The organism is Nocardia sp. Tas62D01 (assembly GCF_055232035.1).
The window spans coordinates 1,898,403-1,920,471 of sequence record NZ_JBUYUZ010000001.1 but is presented as its reverse complement, the minus strand read 5'-3'; the positions used below and the strand labels follow the sequence as shown (position 1 = coordinate 1,920,471).

The 22,069-nt window shown below is 66.6% G+C and carries 25 protein-coding genes and 3 pseudogenes; 18 read left to right on the top strand and 10 right to left on the bottom strand.

Translation table 11 applies throughout. The features are described 5' to 3' along the window. The first annotated feature begins 30 nt into the window (after positions 1-30). Positions 31-4,350 (top strand): ATP-dependent helicase, encoded by a 4,320-nt coding sequence (locus ACV7NQ_RS09420; protein WP_463359269.1) that lies wholly within the window; start codon positions 31-33, stop codon positions 4,348-4,350. Here the strand turns inward: ACV7NQ_RS09420 and ACV7NQ_RS09415 are convergent. Next, positions 4,307-4,513 (bottom strand): DoxX family protein, encoded by a 207-nt coding sequence (locus ACV7NQ_RS09415; RefSeq protein WP_463359268.1) that lies wholly within the window; start codon positions 4,511-4,513, stop codon positions 4,307-4,309. The two genes, ACV7NQ_RS09420 and ACV7NQ_RS09415, sit on opposite strands and share 44 nt — an antisense overlap. A 226-nt stretch (positions 4,514-4,739) precedes the next feature. On the opposite strand from ACV7NQ_RS09415, the gene nudC reads away from it, so the two are divergent. Continuing rightward, a complete protein-coding gene (nudC, locus tag ACV7NQ_RS09410; protein WP_463359267.1) occupies positions 4,740-5,639 on the top strand; it encodes an NAD(+) diphosphatase in 900 nt (299 codons plus the stop codon). Positions 5,640-5,687: 48 nt separating this feature from the next. On the opposite strand, the gene ACV7NQ_RS09405 is transcribed toward nudC, so the two are convergent. Further along, entirely contained in the window at positions 5,688-5,918 is a 231-nt protein-coding gene (locus tag ACV7NQ_RS09405; protein WP_463365594.1) for a mycoredoxin, read from the bottom strand. 122 nt (positions 5,919-6,040) lie between these two features. Here ACV7NQ_RS09405 and ACV7NQ_RS09400 point away from each other — a divergent pair, with 122 nt between their 5' ends. From ACV7NQ_RS09400 to ACV7NQ_RS09375, 6 genes are all read left to right on the top strand, one after another. Further along, on the top strand, positions 6,041-6,463 hold the full coding sequence (locus ACV7NQ_RS09400) for an SRPBCC family protein (RefSeq protein WP_463359266.1): 423 nt from the start codon (positions 6,041-6,043) through the stop codon (positions 6,461-6,463). Next, positions 6,460-6,918, top strand: coding sequence for an EVE domain-containing protein (locus ACV7NQ_RS09395; RefSeq protein WP_463359265.1), 459 nt, complete (start codon positions 6,460-6,462; stop codon positions 6,916-6,918). The genes ACV7NQ_RS09400 and ACV7NQ_RS09395 overlap by 4 nt, the downstream gene beginning before the upstream one ends. After that, complete coding sequence (locus ACV7NQ_RS09390) at positions 6,911-7,384, top strand: MarR family winged helix-turn-helix transcriptional regulator (RefSeq protein WP_463359264.1); 474 nt, start codon at positions 6,911-6,913, stop codon at positions 7,382-7,384. Before ACV7NQ_RS09395 ends, ACV7NQ_RS09390 begins: the two co-directional genes overlap by 8 nt. 119 nt (positions 7,385-7,503) lie before the next feature. Further along, complete coding sequence (locus tag ACV7NQ_RS09385; RefSeq protein WP_463359263.1) at positions 7,504-9,657, top strand: ATP-dependent DNA helicase UvrD2; 2,154 nt, start codon at positions 7,504-7,506, stop codon at positions 9,655-9,657. A 114-nt stretch (positions 9,658-9,771) separates the two neighbouring features. Next, positions 9,772-10,104 (top strand): hypothetical protein, encoded by a 333-nt coding sequence (locus ACV7NQ_RS09380; protein ID WP_463359262.1) that lies wholly within the window; start codon positions 9,772-9,774, stop codon positions 10,102-10,104. A gap of 141 nt (positions 10,105-10,245) precedes the next feature. After that, the gene (locus tag ACV7NQ_RS09375; RefSeq protein ID WP_463359261.1) at positions 10,246-10,569 is read left to right on the top strand and encodes a WhiB family transcriptional regulator; all 324 of its coding nucleotides are present in this window, start codon (positions 10,246-10,248) and stop codon (positions 10,567-10,569) included. A gap of 322 nt (positions 10,570-10,891) precedes the next feature. Here the strand turns inward: ACV7NQ_RS09375 and ACV7NQ_RS09370 are convergent, their stop codons facing one another. The 7 genes from ACV7NQ_RS09370 to ACV7NQ_RS09340 form a co-directional block, all read right to left on the bottom strand. Next, entirely contained in the window at positions 10,892-11,239 is a 348-nt protein-coding gene (locus ACV7NQ_RS09370; RefSeq protein WP_463359260.1) for a hypothetical protein, read from the bottom strand. 10 nt (positions 11,240-11,249) lie between these two features. Continuing rightward, positions 11,250-12,593 (bottom strand): ABC1 kinase family protein, encoded by a 1,344-nt coding sequence (locus ACV7NQ_RS09365; protein WP_463359259.1) that lies wholly within the window; start codon positions 12,591-12,593, stop codon positions 11,250-11,252. Positions 12,594-12,674: 81 nt separating this feature from the next. Beyond that, on the bottom strand, positions 12,675-12,974 hold the full coding sequence (locus ACV7NQ_RS09360) for a hypothetical protein (protein ID WP_463359258.1): 300 nt from the start codon (positions 12,972-12,974) through the stop codon (positions 12,675-12,677). A gap of 380 nt (positions 12,975-13,354) precedes the next feature. Next, positions 13,355-13,648: a hypothetical protein gene (locus ACV7NQ_RS09355; RefSeq protein WP_463359257.1), complete on the bottom strand. Its 294-nt coding sequence runs from the start codon at positions 13,646-13,648 to the stop codon at positions 13,355-13,357. A 27-nt stretch (positions 13,649-13,675) separates the two neighbouring features. Continuing rightward, positions 13,676-13,903 carry a hypothetical protein gene (locus tag ACV7NQ_RS09350; RefSeq protein ID WP_463359256.1) on the bottom strand — a complete coding sequence of 76 codons (228 nt, stop codon included), beginning with the start codon at positions 13,901-13,903 and terminating at the stop codon, positions 13,676-13,678. Between the two features lie 209 nt (positions 13,904-14,112). Continuing rightward, positions 14,113-14,571, bottom strand: a complete 459-nt coding sequence (locus ACV7NQ_RS09345) for a hypothetical protein (protein WP_463359255.1) — start codon at positions 14,569-14,571, stop codon at positions 14,113-14,115. Beyond that, positions 14,568-14,795 (bottom strand): hypothetical protein, encoded by a 228-nt coding sequence (locus ACV7NQ_RS09340; RefSeq protein ID WP_463359254.1) that lies wholly within the window; start codon positions 14,793-14,795, stop codon positions 14,568-14,570. Before ACV7NQ_RS09340 ends, ACV7NQ_RS09345 begins: the two co-directional genes overlap by 4 nt. A 224-nt stretch (positions 14,796-15,019) precedes the next feature. Between ACV7NQ_RS09340 and ACV7NQ_RS09335 the strand changes: the two genes are divergently transcribed. The 4 genes from ACV7NQ_RS09335 to ACV7NQ_RS09320 are packed head-to-tail and all read left to right on the top strand — an operon-like array spanning position 15,020 to position 17,391. Beyond that, complete coding sequence (locus ACV7NQ_RS09335) at positions 15,020-15,490, top strand: hypothetical protein (RefSeq protein ID WP_463359253.1); 471 nt, start codon at positions 15,020-15,022, stop codon at positions 15,488-15,490. After that, a complete protein-coding gene (locus tag ACV7NQ_RS09330) occupies positions 15,487-16,215 on the top strand; it encodes a tyrosine-type recombinase/integrase (RefSeq protein ID WP_463359252.1) in 729 nt (242 codons plus the stop codon). Before ACV7NQ_RS09335 ends, ACV7NQ_RS09330 begins: the two co-directional genes overlap by 4 nt. After that, complete coding sequence (locus tag ACV7NQ_RS09325; protein WP_463359251.1) at positions 16,212-17,033, top strand: tyrosine-type recombinase/integrase; 822 nt, start codon at positions 16,212-16,214, stop codon at positions 17,031-17,033. The genes ACV7NQ_RS09330 and ACV7NQ_RS09325 overlap by 4 nt, the downstream gene beginning before the upstream one ends. Then, positions 16,936-17,391, top strand: a complete 456-nt coding sequence (locus ACV7NQ_RS09320; RefSeq protein WP_463359250.1) for a tyrosine-type recombinase/integrase — start codon at positions 16,936-16,938, stop codon at positions 17,389-17,391. The genes ACV7NQ_RS09325 and ACV7NQ_RS09320 overlap by 98 nt, the downstream gene beginning before the upstream one ends. Before the next feature lie 12 nt (positions 17,392-17,403). On the opposite strand, the pseudogene ACV7NQ_RS09315 reads toward ACV7NQ_RS09320, so the two are convergent. After that, positions 17,404-18,456: pseudogene (locus ACV7NQ_RS09315) on the bottom strand (DDE-type integrase/transposase/recombinase); the annotation flags it as partial. Between the two features lie 133 nt (positions 18,457-18,589). Here ACV7NQ_RS09315 and ACV7NQ_RS09310 point away from each other — a divergent pair. The 6 genes and pseudogenes from ACV7NQ_RS09310 to ACV7NQ_RS09285 all read left to right on the top strand — a co-directional run bounded on the left by ACV7NQ_RS09310 (position 18,590) and on the right by ACV7NQ_RS09285 (position 21,949). After that, positions 18,590-18,841 carry a Smr/MutS family protein gene (locus tag ACV7NQ_RS09310; protein WP_463359249.1) on the top strand — a complete coding sequence of 84 codons (252 nt, stop codon included), beginning with the start codon at positions 18,590-18,592 and terminating at the stop codon, positions 18,839-18,841. Between the two features lie 188 nt (positions 18,842-19,029). Continuing rightward, positions 19,030-19,383 (top strand): annotated as a pseudogene (locus ACV7NQ_RS09305) (recombinase family protein); the annotation flags it as partial. Between the two features lie 70 nt (positions 19,384-19,453). Next, positions 19,454-19,936, top strand: a complete 483-nt coding sequence (locus ACV7NQ_RS09300; RefSeq protein ID WP_463359248.1) for a recombinase family protein — start codon at positions 19,454-19,456, stop codon at positions 19,934-19,936. Positions 19,937-19,974: 38 nt separating this feature from the next. Further along, positions 19,975-21,217: pseudogene (locus ACV7NQ_RS09295) on the top strand (IS110 family RNA-guided transposase). Further along, entirely contained in the window at positions 21,217-21,636 is a 420-nt protein-coding gene (locus ACV7NQ_RS09290) for a hypothetical protein (protein WP_463366104.1), read from the top strand. The pseudogene ACV7NQ_RS09295 and the gene ACV7NQ_RS09290 overlap by 1 nt, the downstream one beginning before the upstream one ends. Further along, positions 21,587-21,949 carry a hypothetical protein gene (locus tag ACV7NQ_RS09285; RefSeq protein ID WP_463359247.1) on the top strand — a complete coding sequence of 121 codons (363 nt, stop codon included), beginning with the start codon at positions 21,587-21,589 and terminating at the stop codon, positions 21,947-21,949. Before ACV7NQ_RS09290 ends, ACV7NQ_RS09285 begins: the two co-directional genes overlap by 50 nt. Positions 21,950-22,069: the final 120 nt, after the last annotated feature.

The following is a 22,069-nucleotide window of genomic DNA, read 5'->3' as shown; positions in this document are numbered from 1 at the left end:
GGTGGAGTCGAGCGTCGGCGAGGCGGCGTCGTGAGTCGGGTGACGCCCTACCGGCTGGCCGAGGCGCTCGGGCTGCCGCCACCCACCGACGAGCAGGCCGCGGTGATCGCCGCCCCGCTGGGACCCACCCTGGTGGTGGCGGGTGCGGGCGCGGGCAAAACCGAGACGATGGCCGCCCGAGTGATGTGGATGGTGGCCAACCGGTTGGTCCTGCCGGACGAGGTGCTCGGGCTGACATTCACCCGAAAAGCCGCCCAGCAGTTGACCTCTCGCATCCGCACCCGACTGGCCCGGCTGGCCGGTTCGCCACTGCTGCGCGAGCTCGACGCGACCGGTCGGCTGCGGGCCCAACTGGCCGGCGCCGAGCCGGAGATCAGCACCTACCACTCATATGCGGGCAGGCTGCTCACCGAGCACGGCCTGCTCCTACCGGTGGAACCCTCCGCGACGCTACTCACCGAAACCCAGCTGTGGCAGTTGGCGCATCAGGTCGTGCGCAATTGGGACGGCGACCTGGACACCGACCGCACACCGGTCTCGGTCACCGAGGCCGTGCTCGCGCTGTCCGGGCAGCTCGCCGAACACCTCGTCGAGCCCGAACAACTCGCGCAGGCGCACACCGAACTCGAGAAGCTTGTCCACACCCTGCCCGCAGGACCGCGCCAACGCGGCGGCCCGAGCCAGACGCTGCTGAATATCGTTCAGGTGCAACGCGAACGCGTCGCCCTGCTACCACTCGTCCACCAACTGGCCGAGGCATTACGCCGCCGCGGCGCCCTGGATTTCGGCGCCCAGATGTCCCTGGCCGCTCGCCTCGCCGCCGAACACCCCGAAGTCGCCGCCGCCGAACGCGCCCGCTTCCGCCTGGTCCTGCTCGACGAGTACCAGGACACCGGTCACGCCCAACGCGTCCTACTGTCCGCCCTCTTCGGCGGCACCCCCAAGCCCGCGACCAACCGCCACGCCGCGCCATCGACCAAAGTCAAGCGACCGGCATCGGCGCAGCCACCGCGCAGAGCCCAGCCGTCGGTCATCGAACCACCGAACTTCGAGCCTCCGCCAGACTTCGAACCCCCGCCAGACTTCGAACCCCCGCCGGATTTCGAACCCCCGCCGGATTTCGAACCCCCGCCGGATCTCGGGGTTCCACGCGATGTTGCACCACCACGGGAATTCGAGCCGCCGCCGGACTCGGGCCAGCGGTCGGATGCAGGTCCGTGGTCTGGGCCGGGCCAGCGGTTGGGTTCGAGCCTGCGGTCGGACTCGCCACCGTGGTCGGACTCGGATCGGTCGTCGGAATCGGCGGTGGGGTCGGGCTCGGACCTAGGGCCGGAGTCAGGTCTGCGGTCGAGTCCAGGTCATGCGCCGGAATCTCGGAATTACCTCGAGCCATCGCATTCCGGGGACGCCACCGAGGTAGGCCGTGCTGGTCAGCGGTTGGCGGTTACGGCGGTTGGTGACCCGATGCAGTCGATTTATGGCTGGCGTGGGGCGTCGGCGGCGAATCTGCCTCGGTTCGCGACCGACTTTCCCAGTGCGCCCGGTGTTCCCGCGCCGACCCTGCCGCTGCTGACCAGCTGGCGTAATCCGCCGGAGGCGCTTGCTTTGGCGAATCTGGTGGCGGAACCGTTGCGGCGCAGCGCCATCGATGGGGGCGGGGTGACGGTTGATGCGCTGCGTGCGAAACCCGATGCGGAACCGGGCGTCGTGGCGCTCGCGCTGGCCGAAACCGTTGCCGACGAACGGGACTGGGTGGCGGGGCGGATCGCCGCCGAATGGGCGGTGCGGCGGGCAGCGGGTGCGCCGCCGCCCACCTCGGCGGTGTTGGTGCGGCGCAATGCCGATGCCGCGCCGCTCGCGGAAGCTCTTCGGGAACAAGGGCTGCCGGTGGAGATCGTCGGACTGGGCGGGCTGCTCGCGACGCCCGAGGTCGCGGATATCGTTGCCACCCTGCGGCTGATCGCCGAACCCGGTGCGGGCAGCGCGGCGATGCGGGTGCTCACCGGGGCTCGCTGGCGGATCGGGGTCGCTGATATCGCCGCGCTGGCCCGCCGGGCCAGGGATCTGTCGATCAGTCGTCTGAATACCGGTGATGCGAACGAAATCACTGATACGGCCACCCTTGCCGCAGCTCTGCGTGAGGTAGCGCCGGAACCGTCCGAACAAGCCGGACTGGCCGACGCGATCGCCGATCCCGGTCCGGGGGAACAGTATTCGGAATCAGGGTTCACCCGGATCGTCGCGTTGAGCCGTGAGCTCGCGACACTGAGGGAACGCAGCGGGCAGCCACTGGCGGAACTGGTCGCCGATGTGGAGCGCACCATCGGAGTCGGGGTGGAGACCCAGGCCCGCAGGGCGATGGCGGGAGCCGGAGCGGGTCGCGAGCATCTCGACGCCTTCGCCGAGGTGGTCGCCGGGTACGCCAGCGATTCCGGAGCGTCGCTGAGCGGACTGCTCGCCTTCCTGGCTGCGGCCGAATCGGTGGAGAACGGTCTGGAGCCGGGCGAGGTCGAGGTCGCCCGTGACCGCGTGCAGGTGCTGACCGTGCACGCCGCGAAGGGCTTGGAATGGGAGATTGTCACGGTGCCGCATGTGACCCGCGGCGTGTTTCCGTCCGGAACGGCGTCGGGCAGCTGGCTGGGTGCGCTCGCCGAACTGCCGACCACCCTGCGCGGCGATCGCCAACAGGATGATGCCGCGGAAGGTGTCCCGGTCCTTGACCTTTCGGATCTCTACGACCGCGCCGACCTGGAGCGGGCGATCAAGGCGCACAAGGAAGCGTTGGACCGCCGCCGCCTCGACGAAGACCGCCGCCTGTTCTATGTCGCGCTCACCAGAACCGAACGCGTCCTGCTTGTTTCGGCACATCACTGGGCCGAAACCGGATCCACCCCCAAGGGTCCCTCCGACTTCCTGCTCGAACTCAAACACGCAAGCGAGTCCGCCGACAGCCCCGCCCATGGCGCCGTCGACGTCGACCGCTGGGACGACCCGCCCGAGGTCGACGCCGTCAACCCCTTCACCGACAACCCCGCCACCGCCGAATGGCCCCGCGACCCCCTCGGTAACCGCCGCGACCCCATCGAACAGGGCGCGGCCCTCGTCCGCGCCGCCTTGAAACAACTGTCCGCACAACCCAAAGCATCCAACAAGTCTGCGCAGCCCGCCAGGGGACTGGCGGCAGATGCTTCGCACTCGACCGCGGCCGATGCAGCGTCGATGACCGACCCCGACAACATTGCCCCGAGCGCCTTCGGGGTAGTCGGTCCGGGAGCTGCGGATGGCAACGTGGTGACTGCCGAAGCCAGTGAAAATGGCTCTGCTGCCATCGATTTCATGGGTGACGCATCCGATTCAGCACCTGAGGCGGCAGGCGGCGGCATAGCTGACGTTTTTTCTGCCGTAGTAGGTGCTGCAGGCGACCCGGTGCATGCTGCGAGCGCTATCGACCGCGCCGCCATCCACGACAGCTCTACTGCCGCAGCCGATTTCGCGCGGAGCGATCCGAGCGAAGTGGCTGACAGCGCGGCAGCTGGCGACATGGAAGTAATAGTAGGCGGACCCTCCGACATGAATACCCCATCAGATGGCGCGGGCAACGAAGGCATGGACCCGTCCGACGATCCCGACGGCTGGGCCGCCGATGTCGATGCCCTGCTCGCCGAATACGAAGCGGCCCAAGCGATCGCGCAAGTGGTGGAGCTGCCCGGGCAGATCGCGGCAACGGCGCTGGTGGAGTTGCGCGCCGATCCCGCGAAGCTCGCTGCCCGCCTGCGCCGTCCGCTCCCGTTCCCGCCGAACCCGTTGGCCCGCCGCGGCACCGCGTTCCACGCCTGGGTGCAGCGCTGGTTCGGCGCCGACCGGCTACTCGGCCTCGACGAACTGCCCGGCGCCGCCGACAACGGCGCCGACGCGGATGCGGACGCGGAGCTGACCAAGATGCAGGACGCATTCCTCAACTCGCCGTGGGCGCATCGCAGCCCGCTCGAGGTGGAGATCCCGTTCGAAACCTCCATCGCGGGCACCGTGATCCGCGGTCGGATGGACGCGGTGTTCGCCGAGCCGGGCGGCGGCTGGATCGTGGTGGATTGGAAGACCGGCGCCGAGCCGAGCGCCGCCGACGAACCCGCGGTGGCCATGCAGCTGGCCGTGTACCGGCTGGCCTGGGCCAGGCTGATGGCCGCCCGGGAGGGTGGTACCGAGCAGGAAATGCTCGAACATATTGGCGCCGCTTTCCATTACGTGCGTTCCGGGCGCACTATCGCGCCCACCGAGCTGCCCGGCCCCGACGAGTTGGCCGAGCTGATCAGGAACGCCGCGCCCGTCGGCTCACCTTCAGCGACTGAGTGATGAGCGGAATCTGCAGTGGCAGCCGCAGCACCGTCCCGATCTTGAAAGCCTGCGGCGCCTTGGGGTTGGCCAGCACGTCGGCGGCCATCTGCACATTCGCCGGGAACACGACGAGCAACAGCAGCGCCGCCAGCCGCCCACCGAAGCTGCGGGTGCGCGGCACCGCCAGCGCGGTGGCAACACCCAGTGCTGCGCATTCCGGAGATCAAGGCCCGTCCCGGCTCGGCCACCCAGTCCGGTGTGCTGCGGCCGGCGGGCGTCCAGAACGCGGCGTCGGTGGTGGTCGCCGCTCGAGGCGGGCGACAAGCTGCTCTACATCTGTCGCGTTTCCAAGTGAGTCCGGCGTGAGCCCTGCCGACTCCGTTCGGCCCGCCCGCTAGGCTCGAAGCGTGGCATTTCAGCTCAATGGCATTCCGTTGCTGTCCCGTTCCATCGTCGACCGAGCCGAAGAGGTCAGGGCCGATGCGCAGGCGCTGAAGGAGGGCTGGGCCGATGCCAAGTTGTTGCGGGTGAACCGGCGCGGGCAGGTCCGCATCGAGGACGGCGCACTGGTGTTCGACGCGGCGACCGAGTTGGCTGCGGAACCGAGCCCGGAGGCGGTGTTCCTCGGCGTCGACGAAGGCAAGCATCTGTGGGCCGTGCGTGACCCCGACCTCACCGGTTCGCTGGCTGACCTGCGCGCCATGGCGAGCGGGCTCGATGACTTCACCGCGGGTCTGCTCGCCACCGCCAATGCTCTGCTGAACTGGCACGACAAGGCGGGCTTCAACGGCGCCGACGGCGCCGTCACCGTCGCGTCCAAGGGCGGCTGGTCGCGGGTCACCGAATCCGGATACGAGGAATTCCCGCGGATCGATCCCGCGGTGATCTGCCTTATCCACGATGGCGGTGAGCGAGTGCTCCTTGCTCGCCAGCACAGCTGGCCACAGTCGTTGTTCTCGCTGCTGGCCGGATTCGTCGAGGCGGGCGAGTCGCTGGAACGGTGCGTGGAGCGGGAGATGCGCGAGGAGGTCGGGCTCGACGTCGGCGACATCCACTATCTCGGCAGCCAGCCCTGGCCGTTCCCGCGCTCGCTGATGCTAGGTTTCGCCGCGGTCGCGGATCCCGAACAGCCGCTGGTCTTTTCCGACGGCGAGATCGCCGAGGCGCACTGGTTCACCCGCGCCGAAGTGCGCGAGGCCCTCGCGGTCGGCGACTGGTCGGCCAAGAAAGAGGACACCCCTCTACTGCTGCCGGGTTCCATCTCGATTGCCCGCACCATCGTGGAATCCTGGGCGGCACTCGACTGAAACGGCTCCGGTCCGGGCGGGCTGGGCGGCCCGCGCGGCGGGCGTTGATCAGGCCAGCGCGGCCAGTGCTTGCTTGACTGCGACCAACGACGGGTTGGTCGCGGTGGAGCCGTCGGCGAACTTCACGGTCGGCACCACATGGTTGCCGTTGTTCACGTTGCCGACGAACTCGGCGGATGCCGGATCTTGTTCGATGTCGATCTCGACATAGGTGATACCGGCCTCGTCCAGCTGGGTCTTGAGCCTGCGGCAATAGCCGCACCAGGTGGTCGAGTACATCGTCAGGTCGGGCGTCGCGTCAGTCACGGACGGTTCAACACCATATTGTCCGTTCCTGTTCCTGTTCCTGTTTGTCCGAGCCGGAGGTTGCGCTGAATTTAATAAGCGCGCATATTAAATCCATGACGTTCATCGGAACCGCCCAAGCCACCTCCACTGCGGCGCCCGCCGCCTTCTTCGCGAAGTGGGCCGACATGGCCACCTGGCCGGAATGGAACAACGACACCGAATGGGTGCGCCTCGACGGTCCGTTCGCCCAGGGGGCGACCGGAACCCTCAAGCCGAAGGGCGGCCCCAAGGTGCCGTTCGTCATCGAGCGACTCACCGACACCGAATTCATCGATGTCTCCAAGCTCCTCGGCGCCCGGCTGATCTTCGCCCACGAGGTCCGCGCCATCGACGACGGCACCACGGTGCGCGTGACGGTCTCGATCGAGGGACCGCTGCGCTGGTTCTGGACCAAGGTCATGGGCGGCGATCTCGCGAAGTCCGTGCAGCCCGATGTCGATGCGCTGGTCGCCGCGGCCGAGGCAGTGCTGGTATGACCAAGTACTGGCTGGGCGTCGTGTCCAAGGAGCATGTCCTACGCGGTGTCGACCTCGGCATCGCGCAGGCCAAACACGGCAAGCGGTCCGCGGTCGAACGGCTGAGCCCGGGCGATGGATTCATCTATTACTCGCCGCGCGAAGGGATGAGGACTGGCGCAGCGGTCCGCTCGTTCACCGCTATCGGCACTGTCGACGACCGGCCGGTCTGGCGAGCCGAACCCCAGGAGATTCCTGGCGGCAGCTGCTTCCAGCCGTGGCGCCGGGCGGTGAGCTACCGGAGCGAGGCCAAGGACGTCCCGATCGACAGCCTGCGCGACGAACTGGATCTAACCAGCGTGCCGAACTGGGGCATGGTGCTGCGCCGTGGCCTGGTAGAACTCACCGCACACGACTACGAGCTGATCGCACACGCCATGGTCGGGAATCAGGCAGCGAGGGAGGCCGATGAGTGAGAACCGATCCGACGAGGGCCTGCGCACCAGGTTCACGGCCGACGAAAGCCAAGGACTGTTGCTCTGGCAGGTGACCAACCGCTGGCAGGCGGCCCAGCGGGCGGCCCTTGCGCCGTTCGACCTCACCCATGTCCAGTTCGTCTTGCTCGCCTCGCTGACCTATCTCGCCGCCCGCCGCGCGGAGCCGGTCATGCAGCGCGACCTCGCCAACCATGCCGCCACCGACCCGATGATGACCTCCCAGGTGCTGCGCACCCTGGAGCAGAAGGGCCTCATCGGACGCCGCGACCATCCGCACGACCGGCGAGCCAAGGCCCTGGCACCCACCGAAACCGGTGCGGCACTGGTGAATCGGGCCCTGGTCGCGGTCGAGGACTGTGACCACGAATTCTTCGCACCGCTTGGCGCCGACGCCCGCGCGTTCGCGGGCGCGCTCAAACAGTTGCGTGACCGCGAGACCCGCTGAGCCCCGACCGGGCTGACGAAGGTGCGCCGCGGTGTCCAGTCGGTGGCGACGGTTCGCCGGCTTGCCGGTCGGACAGCGCTGAGCCGTCGGTCGGCGCGGTCTTGTCGGTCGGCGCTGTCATGATGGAGCCCGTGCCAGCACTCGACCTCGCCGCCCTTGACCCGGAGCAGGCCGCCGCCGTGCGCGCGCCGCGAGGGCCGGTGTGCGTGCTTGCCGGCGCGGGCACCGGCAAGACCAGAACCATCACCCATCGCATCGCCCATCTGGTGTCGGCGGGACATGTGAAGGCCGATCAGGTGCTCGCCGTGACGTTCACCGCGCGGGCCGCGGGGGAGCTGCGCGGCCGATTGCGGGAACTCGGGCTCGGCGGCGACGCGAACCAAGTGCAGGCCCGCACCTTCCACGCGGCCGCGCTGCGCCAGCTGAAGTACTTCTGGCCGCAGATCGTCGGTGAGGTGCCGTGGCAGCTGATCGATCGCAAGTTCCCGATCGTGGCGCAGGCCGCCACCAAGGCCGGGCTGTCCTCGGCCACCGACAGCGTCCGCGACCTGCTCAGCGAGATCGAGTGGGCGAAGGCCTCGCTCGTCGCGCCGGAGGACTATCCCGTCGCGGTGGCCAAGCATCGGCGCGAGCCACCGTACGACGCGGCCACGGTGGCCGAGGTGTACCTGGGCTACGAAGCGCTCAAGACCTCGCCGGACGGTCTGCTGCTCGACTTCGACGATCTGCTGCTGCACACCGCGGCGGCACTGGAGGACTATCCGTCGGTGGCCGACGAATTCCGTGGCCGCTACCGGAGTTTCGTGGTCGACGAATACCAGGACGTCACCCCGCTGCAGCAGCGGGTGCTCGACGCCTGGCTCGGCGATCGCGACGACCTGACCGTGGTCGGCGACGCGAACCAGACGATTTACTCCTTCACCGGCGCCACCCCCGGCTACCTGCTGGACTTCTCCCGGCGCTACCCCGAGGCGACGGTGATCCGGTTGGAACGCGACTACCGGTCCACCCCGCAGGTGGTGTCGCTGGCCAACCGGGTGATCGGCGCCGCCCGCGGCCGTATAGCGGGCACCCGGCTGCAACTGGTCGGTCAGCGCGCTGACGGTCCGGAACCCGTATTCGCCGAGTACGACGACGGTCCCGCCGAGGCCGCGGCGGTAGCGCGGTCCATCGAACGACGCATCGAATCCGGCACGCCCCCCGCGGAAATTGCGGTGCTGTACCGAATCAATGCCCAGTCCGAAGCCTACGAGCAGGCGCTGACCGAACTCGGCATCCCGTATCAGCTGCGCGGCGGCGAGGGCTTCTTCGCCCGCGCCGAGGTCAGGCAGGCCGTGCAGGCGCTGCGGCAGGCTGCGGCCCGCGATGATCTGCCCGATCAGGCGCGCAGCGGCAACGCGCTGGTCACCCTGGTCCGCGCCGTGCTCGGTCCGGTCGGACTCACCGCCACCGAGCCAGCCGGCGCCCAGGCGCGGGAGCGGTGGTCGTCACTGGTCGCGCTGGCGCGCCTGACCGAGGAACTGGTCGGCCATGACGATGAGCTGGATCTGCCTGGTCTCCTGCACGAGTTGCGCACCCGCGCGCAGGCCAGGCACCCACCGATCGTGCAGGGCGTGACCCTCGCGTCGCTGCACGCGGCGAAGGGTCTGGAATGGGACGCGGTGTTCCTGGTCGGCCTGGCAGACGGCACCCTGCCGATCGCGCATGTGCTCGGCGACGACGGCTCGGTCGCCGATCAGGCGGCGCTGGAAGAGGAGCGCCGCCTGCTCTACGTCGGCGTGACCAGGGCCCGCGAGCATCTGCAACTGTCCTGGGCGCTGGCCCGCAACGAGGGCAGTAGGCGCACCCGGCGGCGGTCGCGCTTCTTGAACGGCCTGGTTCCCGACGATTCGCCTGCCTCCCGGATCGCCGCGCCGGTCTCCGACAAGGGCTCGAACGGAATCCGACCGTCCTGCCGGGTCTGTGCCAAACCGCTGATCGGCACCTACGCGACCATGCTCGGCCGGTGTCGGCGCTGTCCTGCGGAATTGGATACCGAGCTACTGGTGGCACTTCAGGAATGGCGGGAGGAGAAGGCGCAGGCACTGGAGGTGCGCGAGTTCGTCGTGTTCACCGACACCACGCTCACCGCGATCGCCGAGCAACTCCCCGGTGACGACTACGCGCTGGCCGCGATACCGGGAATCGGGTCGAAGAAGCTCGACCAGTACGGCGCGGACGTGCTCGCTATAGTGGCATCCCGGCTGCGGTCAAGCCCACAAAACCGCAGGTAGAAAATAGGTTGTCGGTTCCACCGACATTGCATATGGTGGGAATCACGCACCGGGAGGTCATTCCGGCGCGCATAGTCAGCGATAAACAACGAGTAGTGGAGGGAGGCAGACGAAATGGACAACATCATGAACTTCAGTTCAACCGACGTCGCGGTGAATGCGCCGGCCATGTCGGCCTCCCGGGGGATCCTCGGCTTGCAGGGGATCGGTCTGTCCGGCGGCGGTGTGTTCGGTGAGCAGATGCAATCCACGCATATGCATTCCCCGATTTGCACCCTCCCGCAGGACAAGCCCAGCGAGGGCTGGCACCCGGTTGCCGCCAAGGCAGCGACCGGCGCCGTCGCATTTGAAGCCGGATATGCACCGGCAGATCTGCGGGCAGCACGCCTCCGCAACGCACACCCAGCGACCGTGATCAGGAATCGACACAGATGTCGACCTAGGTAGGGAACACTCCCAGACCTCCTGGCCACGGATCGCCCGACGCGAAACCGTGGCCAGAGTTTTATCCCGGCCCTTCAGCCGGACGGCACCGGTTTCGCAGAACGAACGAAACGAACCGCTGCAAACGAGCTGAAGGAGAACGTCGTGTTCACCGCAGAGAGCTGGCCGCAGGCCACTGCTGGCGTGACATGCCGAACCGTGGCACTGCCTACCCGCACTCGGGAGGTTACGAAGGTCCTGCCTTGTCGAGCCGGAGATCCCGATCTCTGGTTCGCCGAGAGCCCGGTCCAGTTGGAGCAGGCCAAGGCGCTGTGCGCGTCCTGCCCGATCCGCAAGGGCTGCCTGAGCGCGGCCATCGACCGTGGCGAGCCTTGGGGTGTCTGGGGCGGTGAGATCTTCGACCAGGGTGTCGTGATCGCCCGCAAGCGCCCGCGTGGACGTCCGCGCAAGGTCGCGGTCTCGGCGTGATTCCGGGACTCGCGCCCTCCCTCCCTCCGGTCGCTGAGGCCCCGCCCGTTGCTTCCTGCCGGGCCGGGGCCCTCGAACGAGAAAGCAGAATAGCCGCTCACCTCGAGATCAGGTGGGCGGCTGTTTTGCGTTCAGCGCGGTTTGTGCGGCGATCGTCGGACGGTCCGTCCGTCGGCGACGGCCAGCACCAGCGTGGGCGTGTCGTCGCTGTGTGCCCCACCAGCGATGGCGCACGCCCGCAACGCAGTAGTAGGAATCACCGGTGGACAGCGTGACCTCCGCCCCGTTGCCACCACCGTGACGGTTCCGCAGACCACGTAGATCAATTCGTCGTTGTCGTGGGCGATTCGCGATCGCCCCGCTCGGTGCCGCCGGTGAACTCGAGCGCCCGAAGGTCGCGGGTGCCGTGTACCAGTGCGCGCACGGATCCGTCGTCGCCCCGCTCCGCCTGGTCCAGCCCACCGTCGCCCGCGCGAACAACTACCTCGGCCGGTGTGGTGTCGTCGGCGGCCGCCAGTAGTTCCGTCGCGGTGGTATCCAGGGCGTCGGCGATCGGTTGCAGCGACCGCAGGCTGGTGGGTCCGGTCGTTCTCCAACTGACATTCCGCCGCCAGGGTGGCGACGGCTCTCGGTGTTGGGCGTCATTGACGGCCAGACTGTTGCCGATCATGACCGTTCACCTAGCTGACGGAGCGTTCCTCGCGGAAACCCGGCATCCAGGTCTTCACCAACTGCATGAACGGCAGTTCTGCGTCGAGCTGAGCCAGGATCCCGACGGAGCCACTGAGCACACGGAAGATCATCACGTATTCGGCGGGCAGCTGCAGGGCGCGTGCGGTTTTCATTTCCGCGCTGGTGAGATCGGACGCCTTGCCCGCCACCCGTTGCATCCATTTGCGGGTGAAGTGGAATGAATCCGACTGGATCGGGTCGGTGAATGGCCGCAGGTAGTCGGCGATCTCCTGATTGGTGATGGTGCGGCCGGGGATGACCCAGCCGTTGTCGTACATCAGCTCGGTCAGCTCGTCGAAGCGCTCCTCGATCTCCAGCGCCAGCATCTGGCCGAGCACCTCGGGAAAGCCGTTCGGCATCGGCGCGCAGGCGCCGAAGTCGATGACGGCCAGCTTGCCGTCGGGCAGCATCATGAAGTTGCCAGGATGCGGGTCGGCGTGCAGCAGGCCGACGGTCTCGGGCGAGGAGAAATGGAACTTGCCCATCAAGCCCGCGACCCGATTGCGCAAGGCCCGCGTGCCCTGCGGATCCTCGGCGCCCTGCTTGATGATCGCCGAGACGGCGGTGCCGTCGAGCCATTCGGTGACGATCACCTTCGGCGCGCTGGCCACCACCTTGGGCACCACGATCTCCGGGTGCCGGTCGAACGCTTTCGCAAACGCTCGCTGATTGGTCGCCTCGTTGCGGTAGTCCAGTTCCTCCTCCGTCCGCTCGGTGATCTCGGCGAGGATCGGCTTCACATCGGCGCCCGGAATCACCGAGGCGATCACGCCTGTCATCCGCGACAGTGTCTTGAGATCCGCGCGCAGCGCCTCGTCGGCGCCGGGGTACTGCACCTTCACCGCGACGACCCGGCCATCCGACCAGACCGCCTTGTGCACCTGGCCGATGCTGGCCGAGGCGGCGGGAATGTCGTCGAACGACTGGAACCGCTGACGCCACTGAGTGCCGAGCTGCTGGTCCAGGACCCGGTGCACCGTCGCGGCGGGCATCGGCGGCGCTGCGGCCTGTAGCTTGGTCAGCGCCTCGCGATAGTGCTCGCCGAACTCCTCGGGAACCGCGGCCTCCATCACGCTCAGCGCCTGCCCGAACTTCATCGCACCGCCCTTGAGCTCACCGAGCACGGTGAACAACTGCTCGGCGGCCTTCTGGTTCAGCTGGGCGTTGATCTCCGACTTATCACCACCGGCCAGCTTCTTGCCGAACCCCACAGCGGCGCGACCGGCGATCCCCAGCGGAATCCTAGCTAACCTGGCATTGCGGGATGAGCGACGACGCACAATCTCAGACACGTACCCATCATGGCGGACAGACCAGTCAATTTGCCATCGCAATCCGATGTCTTCCTTGGCAGAGTGTAAGAATCGGCAGGCTCATACGGCCGTACCAGCGGAAATTCCACGACATCCGCAAGCGGCATGCGGTGGCCAATCGCGGCGCTCGATGTGGTGCGAAGCAAGATCGACCTCGAGGGTCGAGTTCAGCGGGGCAAACTCGTGGCGCGGCGAGCAGCCGAGAATCGCCTCGAGTTCGCCGAGCAGCAGCGCCGCCGTCGCCGCGATCCCGGCGGGTGAGGCGTGCCCGACCCGGCCGAGCAGTTGCGCGGCGAGCAACGGCCAATCCGGGTCGAATCGACAGCGGATGAGATCCGCGCAGCGCAGGCAGCTGGTCATACCGGGCAGCACCAGCGGGCCGACGACGCCTTTGTCATCCGGGATTCGGCGCAGAACTCCAGTTGGCGGAATGCGGGTTTTGTGTGGTGGTAGGGGTTTTGGGGTCGGGTGTTGCTTGGTTGGTGAGGTGGTTGATGTGGTCGAGGGTTGGTGCGGTGATGTTGATGGTGAAGTGTGCGTGGTGTGTTCGGTGGTCGTAGGTGTGCCTTGTGTCCGCACTGACCGTGTGCAGATGAGTCCGTGTCGCGTTTGAGCAGCGTCTTTTGACTGCGACGGTTCGCAACGGAGGGGACCACTCGTGTTGCGATAACCCAATCCAGAAAGTGATGGACATCACTCAACTGAGATCTGTTTCTGCCGCTGGCAATCGTAGAAGGCGACTACCAGACCAATGTTGTGTCCTGCGCGCGAACGCTCGCGAAGAACCGCTTGTCGATGTCAGGCCCGTCGTAGTTATAGCGGTTCATGATTCCGGTAAGCTCGTCGGCGAGCGCTTGCAGTGCTGGGCTGGCGGTTTCGGAGCCGTGCTGGCGCGCCCATCCCCATTCTTGTGGTATCTCGTCGATGGTGATGACGATCCTGCCGTCGAACGGTGTCTCGACAGAGTAGGTGATCTCGGCGGGGGCATCACCGATTGCGTTGCGCATAGCAATCTCTGTGGGCAGCGCGGGCATCGAGAAGACCCGGGCGAGCGTGATATCTTAGCGAATCATCTCCACGATGCGAGGTAGGCTGGCATGCCGTCCGGCGCGGTCGTATCGCGCGTCGTAAACCCGCTCGCCGACCGAACCGCTCGGCGCGCTGCTGCCGGACTTGTTCAGAATCCGTTCGAGCATTCGCTGAGCCGCTGCCCGCTCGGGCTCGCCTGTGTTGGGATGATCGATAAGCGCTCGCAGGCGGGCGATTCGCAACCCGAGACCGCTTGTCATCGACCACTGTCCTTTCCTCGGTGTCGTCCAGACACTCCAAGCCGGCCTGATCACGGCAGCGCCGCAGACGCTGGTGCAGGCCTCGTGCGTCTCGGTGTTGATTATCGGTTGTGGCGATTGGCTTCGCGAGCGAGGGGCTCGGTTTCGTTGTCTGCGAATCGCGCGCTTCGGTCTGGGCTCCGGAATCACCGGTGGTTCGGGCGTCCGATTCAGCAGGGGCCGATGAGCTTCTGCCGTGTCGGTGGCGGGCGGGTGACATTCGTGTTCGGGTCCGCTGCGGCGCGGAGCCGGAGGATCTCGTCGTGTTGCGCGGCGAGGCGGGCCAGAGCCCGGGTGCGGAAGTCGGTGAGTTCCTCGATCGTCGAATTCGACTGTGCCAGGCGGCTTCTGAGCTTGCCGATCTCCGCCTTAAGCCGTTCGATCTGCGCTGCTTTCGGATCGGCGGTTTCGCCCGCGAGCTGTAGCTGCTGAAGCCGCTGCTCGAACTCGGTGCGCAGGTGTGCGTAGGGCCGGTTGCCGTAGAAGGCGGTGCGGTCGACATCGGCCTGCGAAGCGAGAGTCTTGATGTCGCAGCCTCCGCCGGGCGGGATGTCGCCGCGCAGCAGCCGGTCCATAGCGGCGCGGATGCGGTTCTCGTTGTGGATGCGTTGGGCGGCAGTGATTCTCATGCCTGTTCCTCGGGTGCGCTGGTTCGGGTGGCTGTGTCGATGTTGGTGATGACTCGGGTGGCGCGGTCGTAGTCGACTTGCAGTCGGGCGCGTTCGGTGGCTCGGGTTTTGCCGAGTTGGCCGAGGAAGGTTTGGGTGCGTTCGGCGTGTTCGGCCCAGACGGGCCGGTGGTGCTGGTGGTGAGTGGCCTGCGCGCAGCGGGCGGAGTCACACATGCCGATCATCGGCCGGTCCGCGGTCGGGGTGCCGGCGAGTTTGAGGCAGAGCGCGCGAGAGGGATCGGTGAACCAGCATTATGCCGAGCCGGGGATTATCCCGAGCAGATGACCGGGTATCGCTATCTACCTGGTGTTTCCGGCTCCGTCGAGCCGGAAACCTCGGCATAATCGCGGTGCTGGATCGATGCTGACTTCACGGGGCAAACGCCTCGGAGGAGGAGGTAATCGTGATGGACAAGTTGAGTCGTGTGCCGGTTCGTGGCCCGCTCGCAAGCTATGCCGGCGGCTTCCGTGAACAGCTGACGCGGCAGGGATATTCGCAGTGGACGTCGATCGCTCACTTGATGAACCATGTCAGTGGCTGGCTCGAGTCGCGCCAAATGGTGGCGCAGGAGCTGACCGATGTCGCTGTGCTGGAGTACCTGCGATATCGACGAGCCAGCGGACAAGCCCGCAGGTTGACTTCGAGGGGCCTGATCCCGTTGCTCGGATATCTTCGCGCGCTGGGTGTCGCGCCCGAGGTCGCCGCAGTTGTCCCGGATGACCAAGTCGGGCAACTGGTGACGGAGTTCACCGCTTTCTTGGTGGATCAACGTGGGTTGGCCGCCGGAACCGTCTGGTATTACGGCCATGTCGCTCAGCGTTTCCTCACGGCCCGGTCGGTCACCGACCGCTCGGAGGTCTGGCGGCAGCGCATGTGAGTGAGTTCGTCCTCGCCGAGTGCGGTCTGCGCAGCATCGGATCGTTGAAGAACACTGTCACCGCGTTGCGGGCGCTGCTGGGGTTTCTCTATGTGCGAGGCCATATTCCGCTGCTGCTGGTGGATGCCGTGCCTGCCGCCGCCGGCTGGAGCGACCACGGTCGAGCTGAAACGCTGAGCGCGGCCGGCATCGCGTCGCTGCTGAACGGTTGCGACCGTGACACCGCTGCGGGCCGCCGCGACTACGCGATTCTTCTGCTCCTGTCGCGTTTGGGTTTACGCGCCGTCGAGGTTTCCGCGCTGGCGGTCGACGACATCGACTGGTGGGCCGGGGAGATCCGCATCCGCGGAAAGGGCAACCGCCTCGACAAACTGCCGCTGCCGACCGATGTCGGGCAAGCATTGGCCGACTACTGCCGGCACGGACGGCCACAGGTGGAGCATCGACGGCTGTTCGCACTGGTGAGGGCACCTTATTCGGCGATTTCGAGCACGGTGGTGGGCAAGGTAGTCGAGCGCACCTGCGACCGTGCCGGTGTGACCAGGGTGAGCTCCCATCAGTTGCGGCATGCCGCGGCGACCGCGCTGAGGCGAGCCGGTTCGCCACCGTCGGAAATCAGGCAGATCCTTCGGCACGGCCACCCGGCGACCACCGCCCGTTACGGCACCATCGAGGCTCTGGAACTGACACCGGTTTGCCGTGTCTGGCCCGGAGGTGCGCGATGAACCACCGACAGGCGATCGAGGACTACCTACGCATCCGGCGCGGGCTCGGCTTCGCACTGAGGGGGCATGACCAGCTGCTGGTCGACTTTCTCGACTACCTCGACCAGCACGGCACCGCGACGATCACTACGGAGGCGGCCGTCGCGTGGGCAACCAAACCTGTGACAGCGCAGCCGATTCGATGGAAGGCAAGGCTGTGTGTGGTGCGGGGGTTCGCCCGCTACCTGCATACCCTGGATCCGCGGGTGCAGGTGCCACCGACGGACCTGTTGCCGCACCGTGCGCACCGGCCGACACCGTATGTGTTCTCGGCGCCCGAGATCGAGGCGCTCCTGGCAGCCGCCGCCCGGCTCGCCTCACCGATTCGCGCCGTGACCCACCACGCGCTGTTCGGGTTGCTCGCGGCCTCGGGGTTGCGGATTGGCGAAGCCATCGGCTTGGACGACAGCGACATCGACTTCGAGACCGGCCTTCTCACAGTCGTCGACACCAAGTTCCATCGGGGCCGGACACGCTATCCCGGCCAAGCGACACGAACGTGGCATCGTCGACTACCTCACCAACGACGAGATCGACGCGCTCCTGGCCGCGCCGGACCGCACGACCTGGCACGGGCGACGCGACCACGCACTCCTGGCCTTCGCCGCCCAAACCGGCCTCCGGGCTGGCGAGATCACCGGCGTGACCCGCCGCGATCTGACGCTCACCACCGGCTCAACCGTGCGTTGCCACGGCAAGGGACGCAAAGACCGCGGAACCCCGCTGACCGCTCAAACCGCCGCTATGCTGCGCGTTTGGCTCCGCGAACAACCCAATGATCCGAATCATCCGCTGTTTCCCACCCGCCGAGGCACCCCGATGAGCACCGACGCCATCGGGTGGTTGGTGTCCAAACACGTCAAATCAGCCGCGCAGCAGTGTCATTCCCTGCAATGCAAACACGTCACACCCCACACCTTGCGGCACACCGCCGCGATGCAGCTTCTGCACGCAGGAGTCGACGTTTCGGTGATCGCGTTGTGGCTCGGCCACGAAAGTCCCCGGTCCACGCAGCCCTACCTGCATGCCGACCTCGCTCTCAAGGAGAAAGCACTCGCCCGCACCACGCCACCCGACATCAAACCGGGCCGATACCGTCCGCCCGACTCACTACTGGCCTTCCTCGAAGGCCTGTGATTATGCCGAGGTTTCCGGGTGTGCGTGGCGGGTGATGGTGAACGGCACCGCTTTTCCGTAGCTTTTCCCTTGATGGCGGACCTCGATGTCGTCCATCCGGAACGGGTCGAACACCAACTCCACCTTCCGGCCCACCAAGGCCGAGTTGATCTCATAGGTATTGCTGTGCAGCGAGACGGTGGCGGTCTTGGTGACGGTGCGATATTCCGACCAGCGGAACGCCTCGGTCAGGTCCTCGGCTGCCGCTATCGCCGGGGCGGTGCCGAGCCGGGTCCAACTCTGTTCCCACCGGTCGAGCGGGGTTTGCCCGGTCTCGGTGTGGACGCGGCGGTGGTACTCGTTCTCGGCCCACGCGGTGAACTGCCGGTTCAACTCGGCCAACGCGGCGGCGTGATCGACGCCGGTAGCGGTGAGTTCCTCGGGGAGTGGAGTCGACGACCTCGACGAGGAACTGATCACGCACAGTCCTGAAAAACCGTTCGATCTTCCCGCGTCCCTGCGGGCGGTGCGGGGTGGAATGAATCAACCGGACCCCGAGTTTCGCGCAGGCCCGCATCAACTGGGCGTCGATGTAGGCACTGCCGTTGTCGACGTAGATCGCTTGCGGGACACCACGACTCGCCAACGCTTTGTGGAACGGCAGGGCCAGGCGGACGGTGTCCTCGGCGAAACCGAACCGGTAACCGGTCAACAGGCGGGAATGGTCGTCGAGCCAGGCGTAACTTATAGATACGTTTTGCGGCCCCCCACCCGAGGCCCGTGTAGTCCGTCCCCGACCCACCGGACGTTCGGGTTCTCCGCCTCGAACCGGCCGAACACCTCACCGAGGACCCCGGCGGCGGGACCGGTCAGCTCGAGACGACGGAAAAGACGCAGCAGCGTCGTCTCCGACGACGCCCAACCTGTCGCGGCACGCAGGATCCGCTGGACCTGGGCGGCGGTCCGCGCCGGGTTCTCCCGCTTCAACCCCGCCGCCATCTCCAACGTCGCCGCGTCAATACGCGCCGTCACCGAAGGTTGGGCGGGTAACAGCCCCTCGAACCCGCCGCGTCCTGATCGACGAACTCGGGCCATAGCCGCTGGCCAAGGCCCCTACCAACGTTGGGATCACCTGGATCTGCCATCCGAGGTGGCACTATGAGCGGGAGGGATGTAACGATGAGATCGTGTGTCTTACTTAGGATTTCAGGAGATGAATGTGGCCGAGACGCTGACAGTTGATCTTCACCCGGTTTTCCGGAGTGATCGCGACATCGACAATGCGGTACGTAGCGCGATCTTCCGTGCGGTTGCGCAGAAGGCCAGCTTGTTGGAGATAATTCCAGGCAAAGGCTCCGGAACCCTGAAGCGCCGTGTTCTCGCGAAGCTCGCCCAGCCAAGCTTGAAAAAGTTCTACCGGCGCGTCGAGGCAGATCCGGGAAATGAGGGCCGAGTTCTCGTTCATTTCTGACCGGAGCGTCCCAACGCCCTAATGGAAGCTATCGGGTCGGTCAGTAGGGCAGACTCGGTGCCGGTAGCACCGGCAGGTGAGCACTTTCGCCCCTGAACGTCGAGTTCTGGTGAGAAATGCGCGACCTCAGTGCGGCTGTCCAGGGAACAACCTAGAGAACCGTCGTCGCCGACGTCTCCGCCAAACATATGACCCGAATCTGGACTACTGCCGGAGAAGGCTGGACGGCTTACGCCACCCGGCACCGCGAAAACCCCGCCACCCAGCGCTGCAAGTCACAGCCGCGAGTGTCTGAAAAACATGTCGAAAACCATTGGTGTCCAACAATTCTTGTCGGACCTTTCTCGTACAGTCCGGGCATGACCGACACCCTCGACCGGCCGCCCGCGCTCGTCCTCGACGGCGATGCTCTCGATCCGATCGCCGGAGGCGGCGCGCTCGTCGGCTACGGACGGGTGTCGACCAAGGGCCAGAACCTCGACCGGCAGATGCTCGCCCTACGCGCGGCCGGATGCCAGAAGATCTTCGCGGACAAGAAGTCCGGCAAGAACATCGAGCGCGAGGAACTGTGGAATTGCCTCGACTACCTCCGGCCCGGCGACAGACACCCTGGTGGTGCCGTCACTGGACCGGCTCGGCCGCTCGCTGCAGGATCTGATCTCGATCGTCGCCGGACTCCGCAAGCGTGGCATCGGATTCCGGTCCCTGCACGAAGCCCTCGACACCACCATTCCCGGCGGGCGCCTGGTGTTCCACGTATTCGCCGCGCTCGCCGAGTTCATCCGTGAACTGATCGTCGACGGCACCAACGAGGGCCTGGCCGCCGCCCGCGCCCGCGGACAGCGCCTCGGCCGCCCACCGGCGATGAACGCCGAGCAGATCCGCCAAGCTCGCGCCATGCGGGGGTCGAGGAGCAGCCGCGCGGAATCCGGCGGTAGCGCGAATCGAACTGGGCGTTTGCTGTCGGGCCGCCCCCCGGCGTGGCCGGTACCGCGCATAGTTTCCAGAGTCGACCAGTCCCGGCCAGGCCAAAGTGCCAGGTCGACCATTCGAGTTGCCCCAGATGGTGTGCCGCTATCTGCCATAAATCCTTAGCGCCGGATTTCTGGTCGGTGAGCCTCTACCCCCGGGTTATGGAGCTGTTGCACGAGCGGTGCGCCGCGTTGGACATCGGTAAGAAGGACCTGAAGGCGTGTGTGCGCACGCCGAGCGCGAGCAACCGGAAACGATCCCGCGATCAGCGGGTCCGCACGTTCGCCACGACCACGAACGCGCTGTTGGAGTTGCGGGATTGGTTGATCGCCGAGCGGGTGACGCTGGTGGTGATGGAGGCGACCGGTGATTACTGGCGTGGCGCGTTCTACCTGATGGAGGACGAGTTGAACGTCATGCTGGTCAACGCCGCCCACGCCAAAGGTTTGCCCGGCCGTAAGACCGACGTGTCGGACGCGGCGTGGCTGTGCCAACTGGGAGAGTGCGGGCTGTTGCGAGCCTCGTTCGTGCCACAGGAACCGATCCGGCAGCTGCGGGACCTGACCCGGTACCGGGCTACCCTGGCGGCCGAGCGCACCAGGGAGGCCCAGCGGCTGGAGAAGGAACTCGAGGACGCCGGGATCAAGCTGTCGTCGGTGGCCACCGACATCCTCGCCGGTGTCCGGCCGCGCGATGCTCGCGGCCGTCATCGGCGGACAGGACAACGCCGCCGTTCTCGCCGACATGGCCAAGGGCCGCATGCGCTCCAAGATCCCCGATCTGGTGGAGGCATTGACCGGTAACTTCGGCGAGCACCACGCGTTCCTGTGCCGGATCCACCTCGAACGCATCGACCAGCTGACCACCGCGATCGACGAGGTGTCCGCCCGGATCGAGGAGAAGATGCGCCCTTTCTCCCACAGCCTTGACCGGCTCGAGACGATCCCCGGTGTCGGTCGCCGCGTCGCCGAGGTCATCATCGCCGAAACGGGCGGGGACATGTCCCGGTTCGCTGCTGCCGCCAACCTGGTCTCCTGGGCCGGCGACTGTCCCGGCCACCACGAATCGGCCGGCAAACGCAAGTCCGGCAGGACTCGCCACGGCAACCGGTGGCTCAACGCTGCCCTGGGCGCCGCCGCCCTGGCCGCAGCCCGAACCAAGGACACCTATCTCGCCGGGCGCTACCGGCGACTCGCGCCACGAATAGGCAAACAAAAAGCCCTTGTGGCGATCAAACACAAGATCCTGACATCGACCTGGCACATGCTCACCAACAACGTCGACTACCACGACCTCGGCGCCCACTACACCCGCCTCGACCCCGAACGCGCCATGCGCCGCATCGTCACCCAAGCCAACGCCCTCGGCTACACCGTCCGCTTCGACCCCATCCAAGCCGCCTAATGGCACCACCCGATGCCCGACGGCTCGCTTACGCATCGCCGCCGGGCCGCCCAGCCATCTACGGACAGGACAGCGGATTCCGGGAGGCAGGCATTCAGGCGATCACCTATCGGGTGCGCGCCACCGGCATCCTGCCGTTGCGCATTACGTCATCGGGGACGGTTCCCGCGATCGACATTGTGTTGATGAGCTGTTCAAGGGTGCCTTTCCGGCTGCCCCGCCCCGGCAACACACCCAAGCAGACCTCCGAGACGTTCGACGACTTCCAACCCGCGCAGAAATTCGCGGACCTGCTCGAGACGGTCGGCCTGAATCCCCTACAACCCGTGCTCTGGAACCCGGCTGCCGAAGATCTACGCCACTCGCATCATGTTCCTCGAACCCGACGAATACGAACTGTTCGTCGGCGCGATGCCTGAGCGGTGGGTACCGCAGGCCGAGTTCTCTACCGCCTCCATGGCGCGACCCGCAGAGGTCGCCGCGCTGCTGGTCGGTGACATCAACCGCGATACCGGCGCGGTGGACATCACTAAGGCATGGAAGTACACCGGCGGCAAGCTCAAACTGGGTCCGCCCAAGACGCAGCGAGGCGTCCGCGTCACCAACGTGCCGATGGAAACCCTCGCCTGCTCGACCTGGACCGACCAGCACATGAGCTGCTGTTCCAGACCCAGCATGGCAACCCGGTCCGGCCCTGCTACTTCTATCAGAAGGCATTCGTTCCGGCGCTGAAGAGCCTCATCGTCCTCGATGAAAAGGGCGAGGTTGTCTCCGATGAGCTGAACGGCAAACGCCCGAGGGTGTCTCGCGAACGTTGCCGAGACAGAATTGCCGCGCCACGTGGCAGTGATC

Excerpts from the sequence above, each read along its gene's own strand:
- ACV7NQ_RS09350 (WP_463359256.1), bottom strand. The coding sequence starts at position 13,903 with ATGACAAGCGGTCTCGGGTTGCGAATCGCCCGCCTGCGAGCGCTTATC.
- ACV7NQ_RS09335 (WP_463359253.1), top strand. The coding sequence starts at position 15,020 with ATGGACAAGTTGAGTCGTGTGCCGGTTCGTGGCCCGCTCGCAAGCTAT.
- ACV7NQ_RS09340 (WP_463359254.1), bottom strand. The coding sequence starts at position 14,795 with ATGATCGGCATGTGTGACTCCGCCCGCTGCGCGCAGGCCACTCACCAC.
- ACV7NQ_RS09345 (WP_463359255.1), bottom strand. The coding sequence starts at position 14,571 with ATGAGAATCACTGCCGCCCAACGCATCCACAACGAGAACCGCATCCGC.
- ACV7NQ_RS09380 (WP_463359262.1), top strand. The coding sequence starts at position 9,772 with ATGGACAACATCATGAACTTCAGTTCAACCGACGTCGCGGTGAATGCG.
- ACV7NQ_RS09400 (WP_463359266.1), top strand. The coding sequence starts at position 6,041 with ATGACGTTCATCGGAACCGCCCAAGCCACCTCCACTGCGGCGCCCGCC.
- ACV7NQ_RS09385 (WP_463359263.1), top strand. The coding sequence starts at position 7,504 with ATGATGGAGCCCGTGCCAGCACTCGACCTCGCCGCCCTTGACCCGGAG.
- ACV7NQ_RS09355 (WP_463359257.1), bottom strand. The coding sequence starts at position 13,648 with ATGCCCGCGCTGCCCACAGAGATTGCTATGCGCAACGCAATCGGTGAT.
- ACV7NQ_RS09370 (WP_463359260.1), bottom strand. The coding sequence starts at position 11,239 with ATGATCGGCAACAGTCTGGCCGTCAATGACGCCCAACACCGAGAGCCG.
- ACV7NQ_RS09285 (WP_463359247.1), top strand. The coding sequence starts at position 21,587 with ATGTTCCTCGAACCCGACGAATACGAACTGTTCGTCGGCGCGATGCCT.
- ACV7NQ_RS09395 (WP_463359265.1), top strand. The coding sequence starts at position 6,460 with ATGACCAAGTACTGGCTGGGCGTCGTGTCCAAGGAGCATGTCCTACGC.
- ACV7NQ_RS09325 (WP_463359251.1), top strand. The coding sequence starts at position 16,212 with ATGAACCACCGACAGGCGATCGAGGACTACCTACGCATCCGGCGCGGG.
- ACV7NQ_RS09290 (WP_463366104.1), top strand. The coding sequence starts at position 21,217 with ATGGCACCACCCGATGCCCGACGGCTCGCTTACGCATCGCCGCCGGGC.
- ACV7NQ_RS09405 (WP_463365594.1), bottom strand. The coding sequence starts at position 5,918 with ATGTACTCGACCACCTGGTGCGGCTATTGCCGCAGGCTCAAGACCCAG.
- ACV7NQ_RS09390 (WP_463359264.1), top strand. The coding sequence starts at position 6,911 with ATGAGTGAGAACCGATCCGACGAGGGCCTGCGCACCAGGTTCACGGCC.
- ACV7NQ_RS09360 (WP_463359258.1), bottom strand. The coding sequence starts at position 12,974 with ATGACCAGCTGCCTGCGCTGCGCGGATCTCATCCGCTGTCGATTCGAC.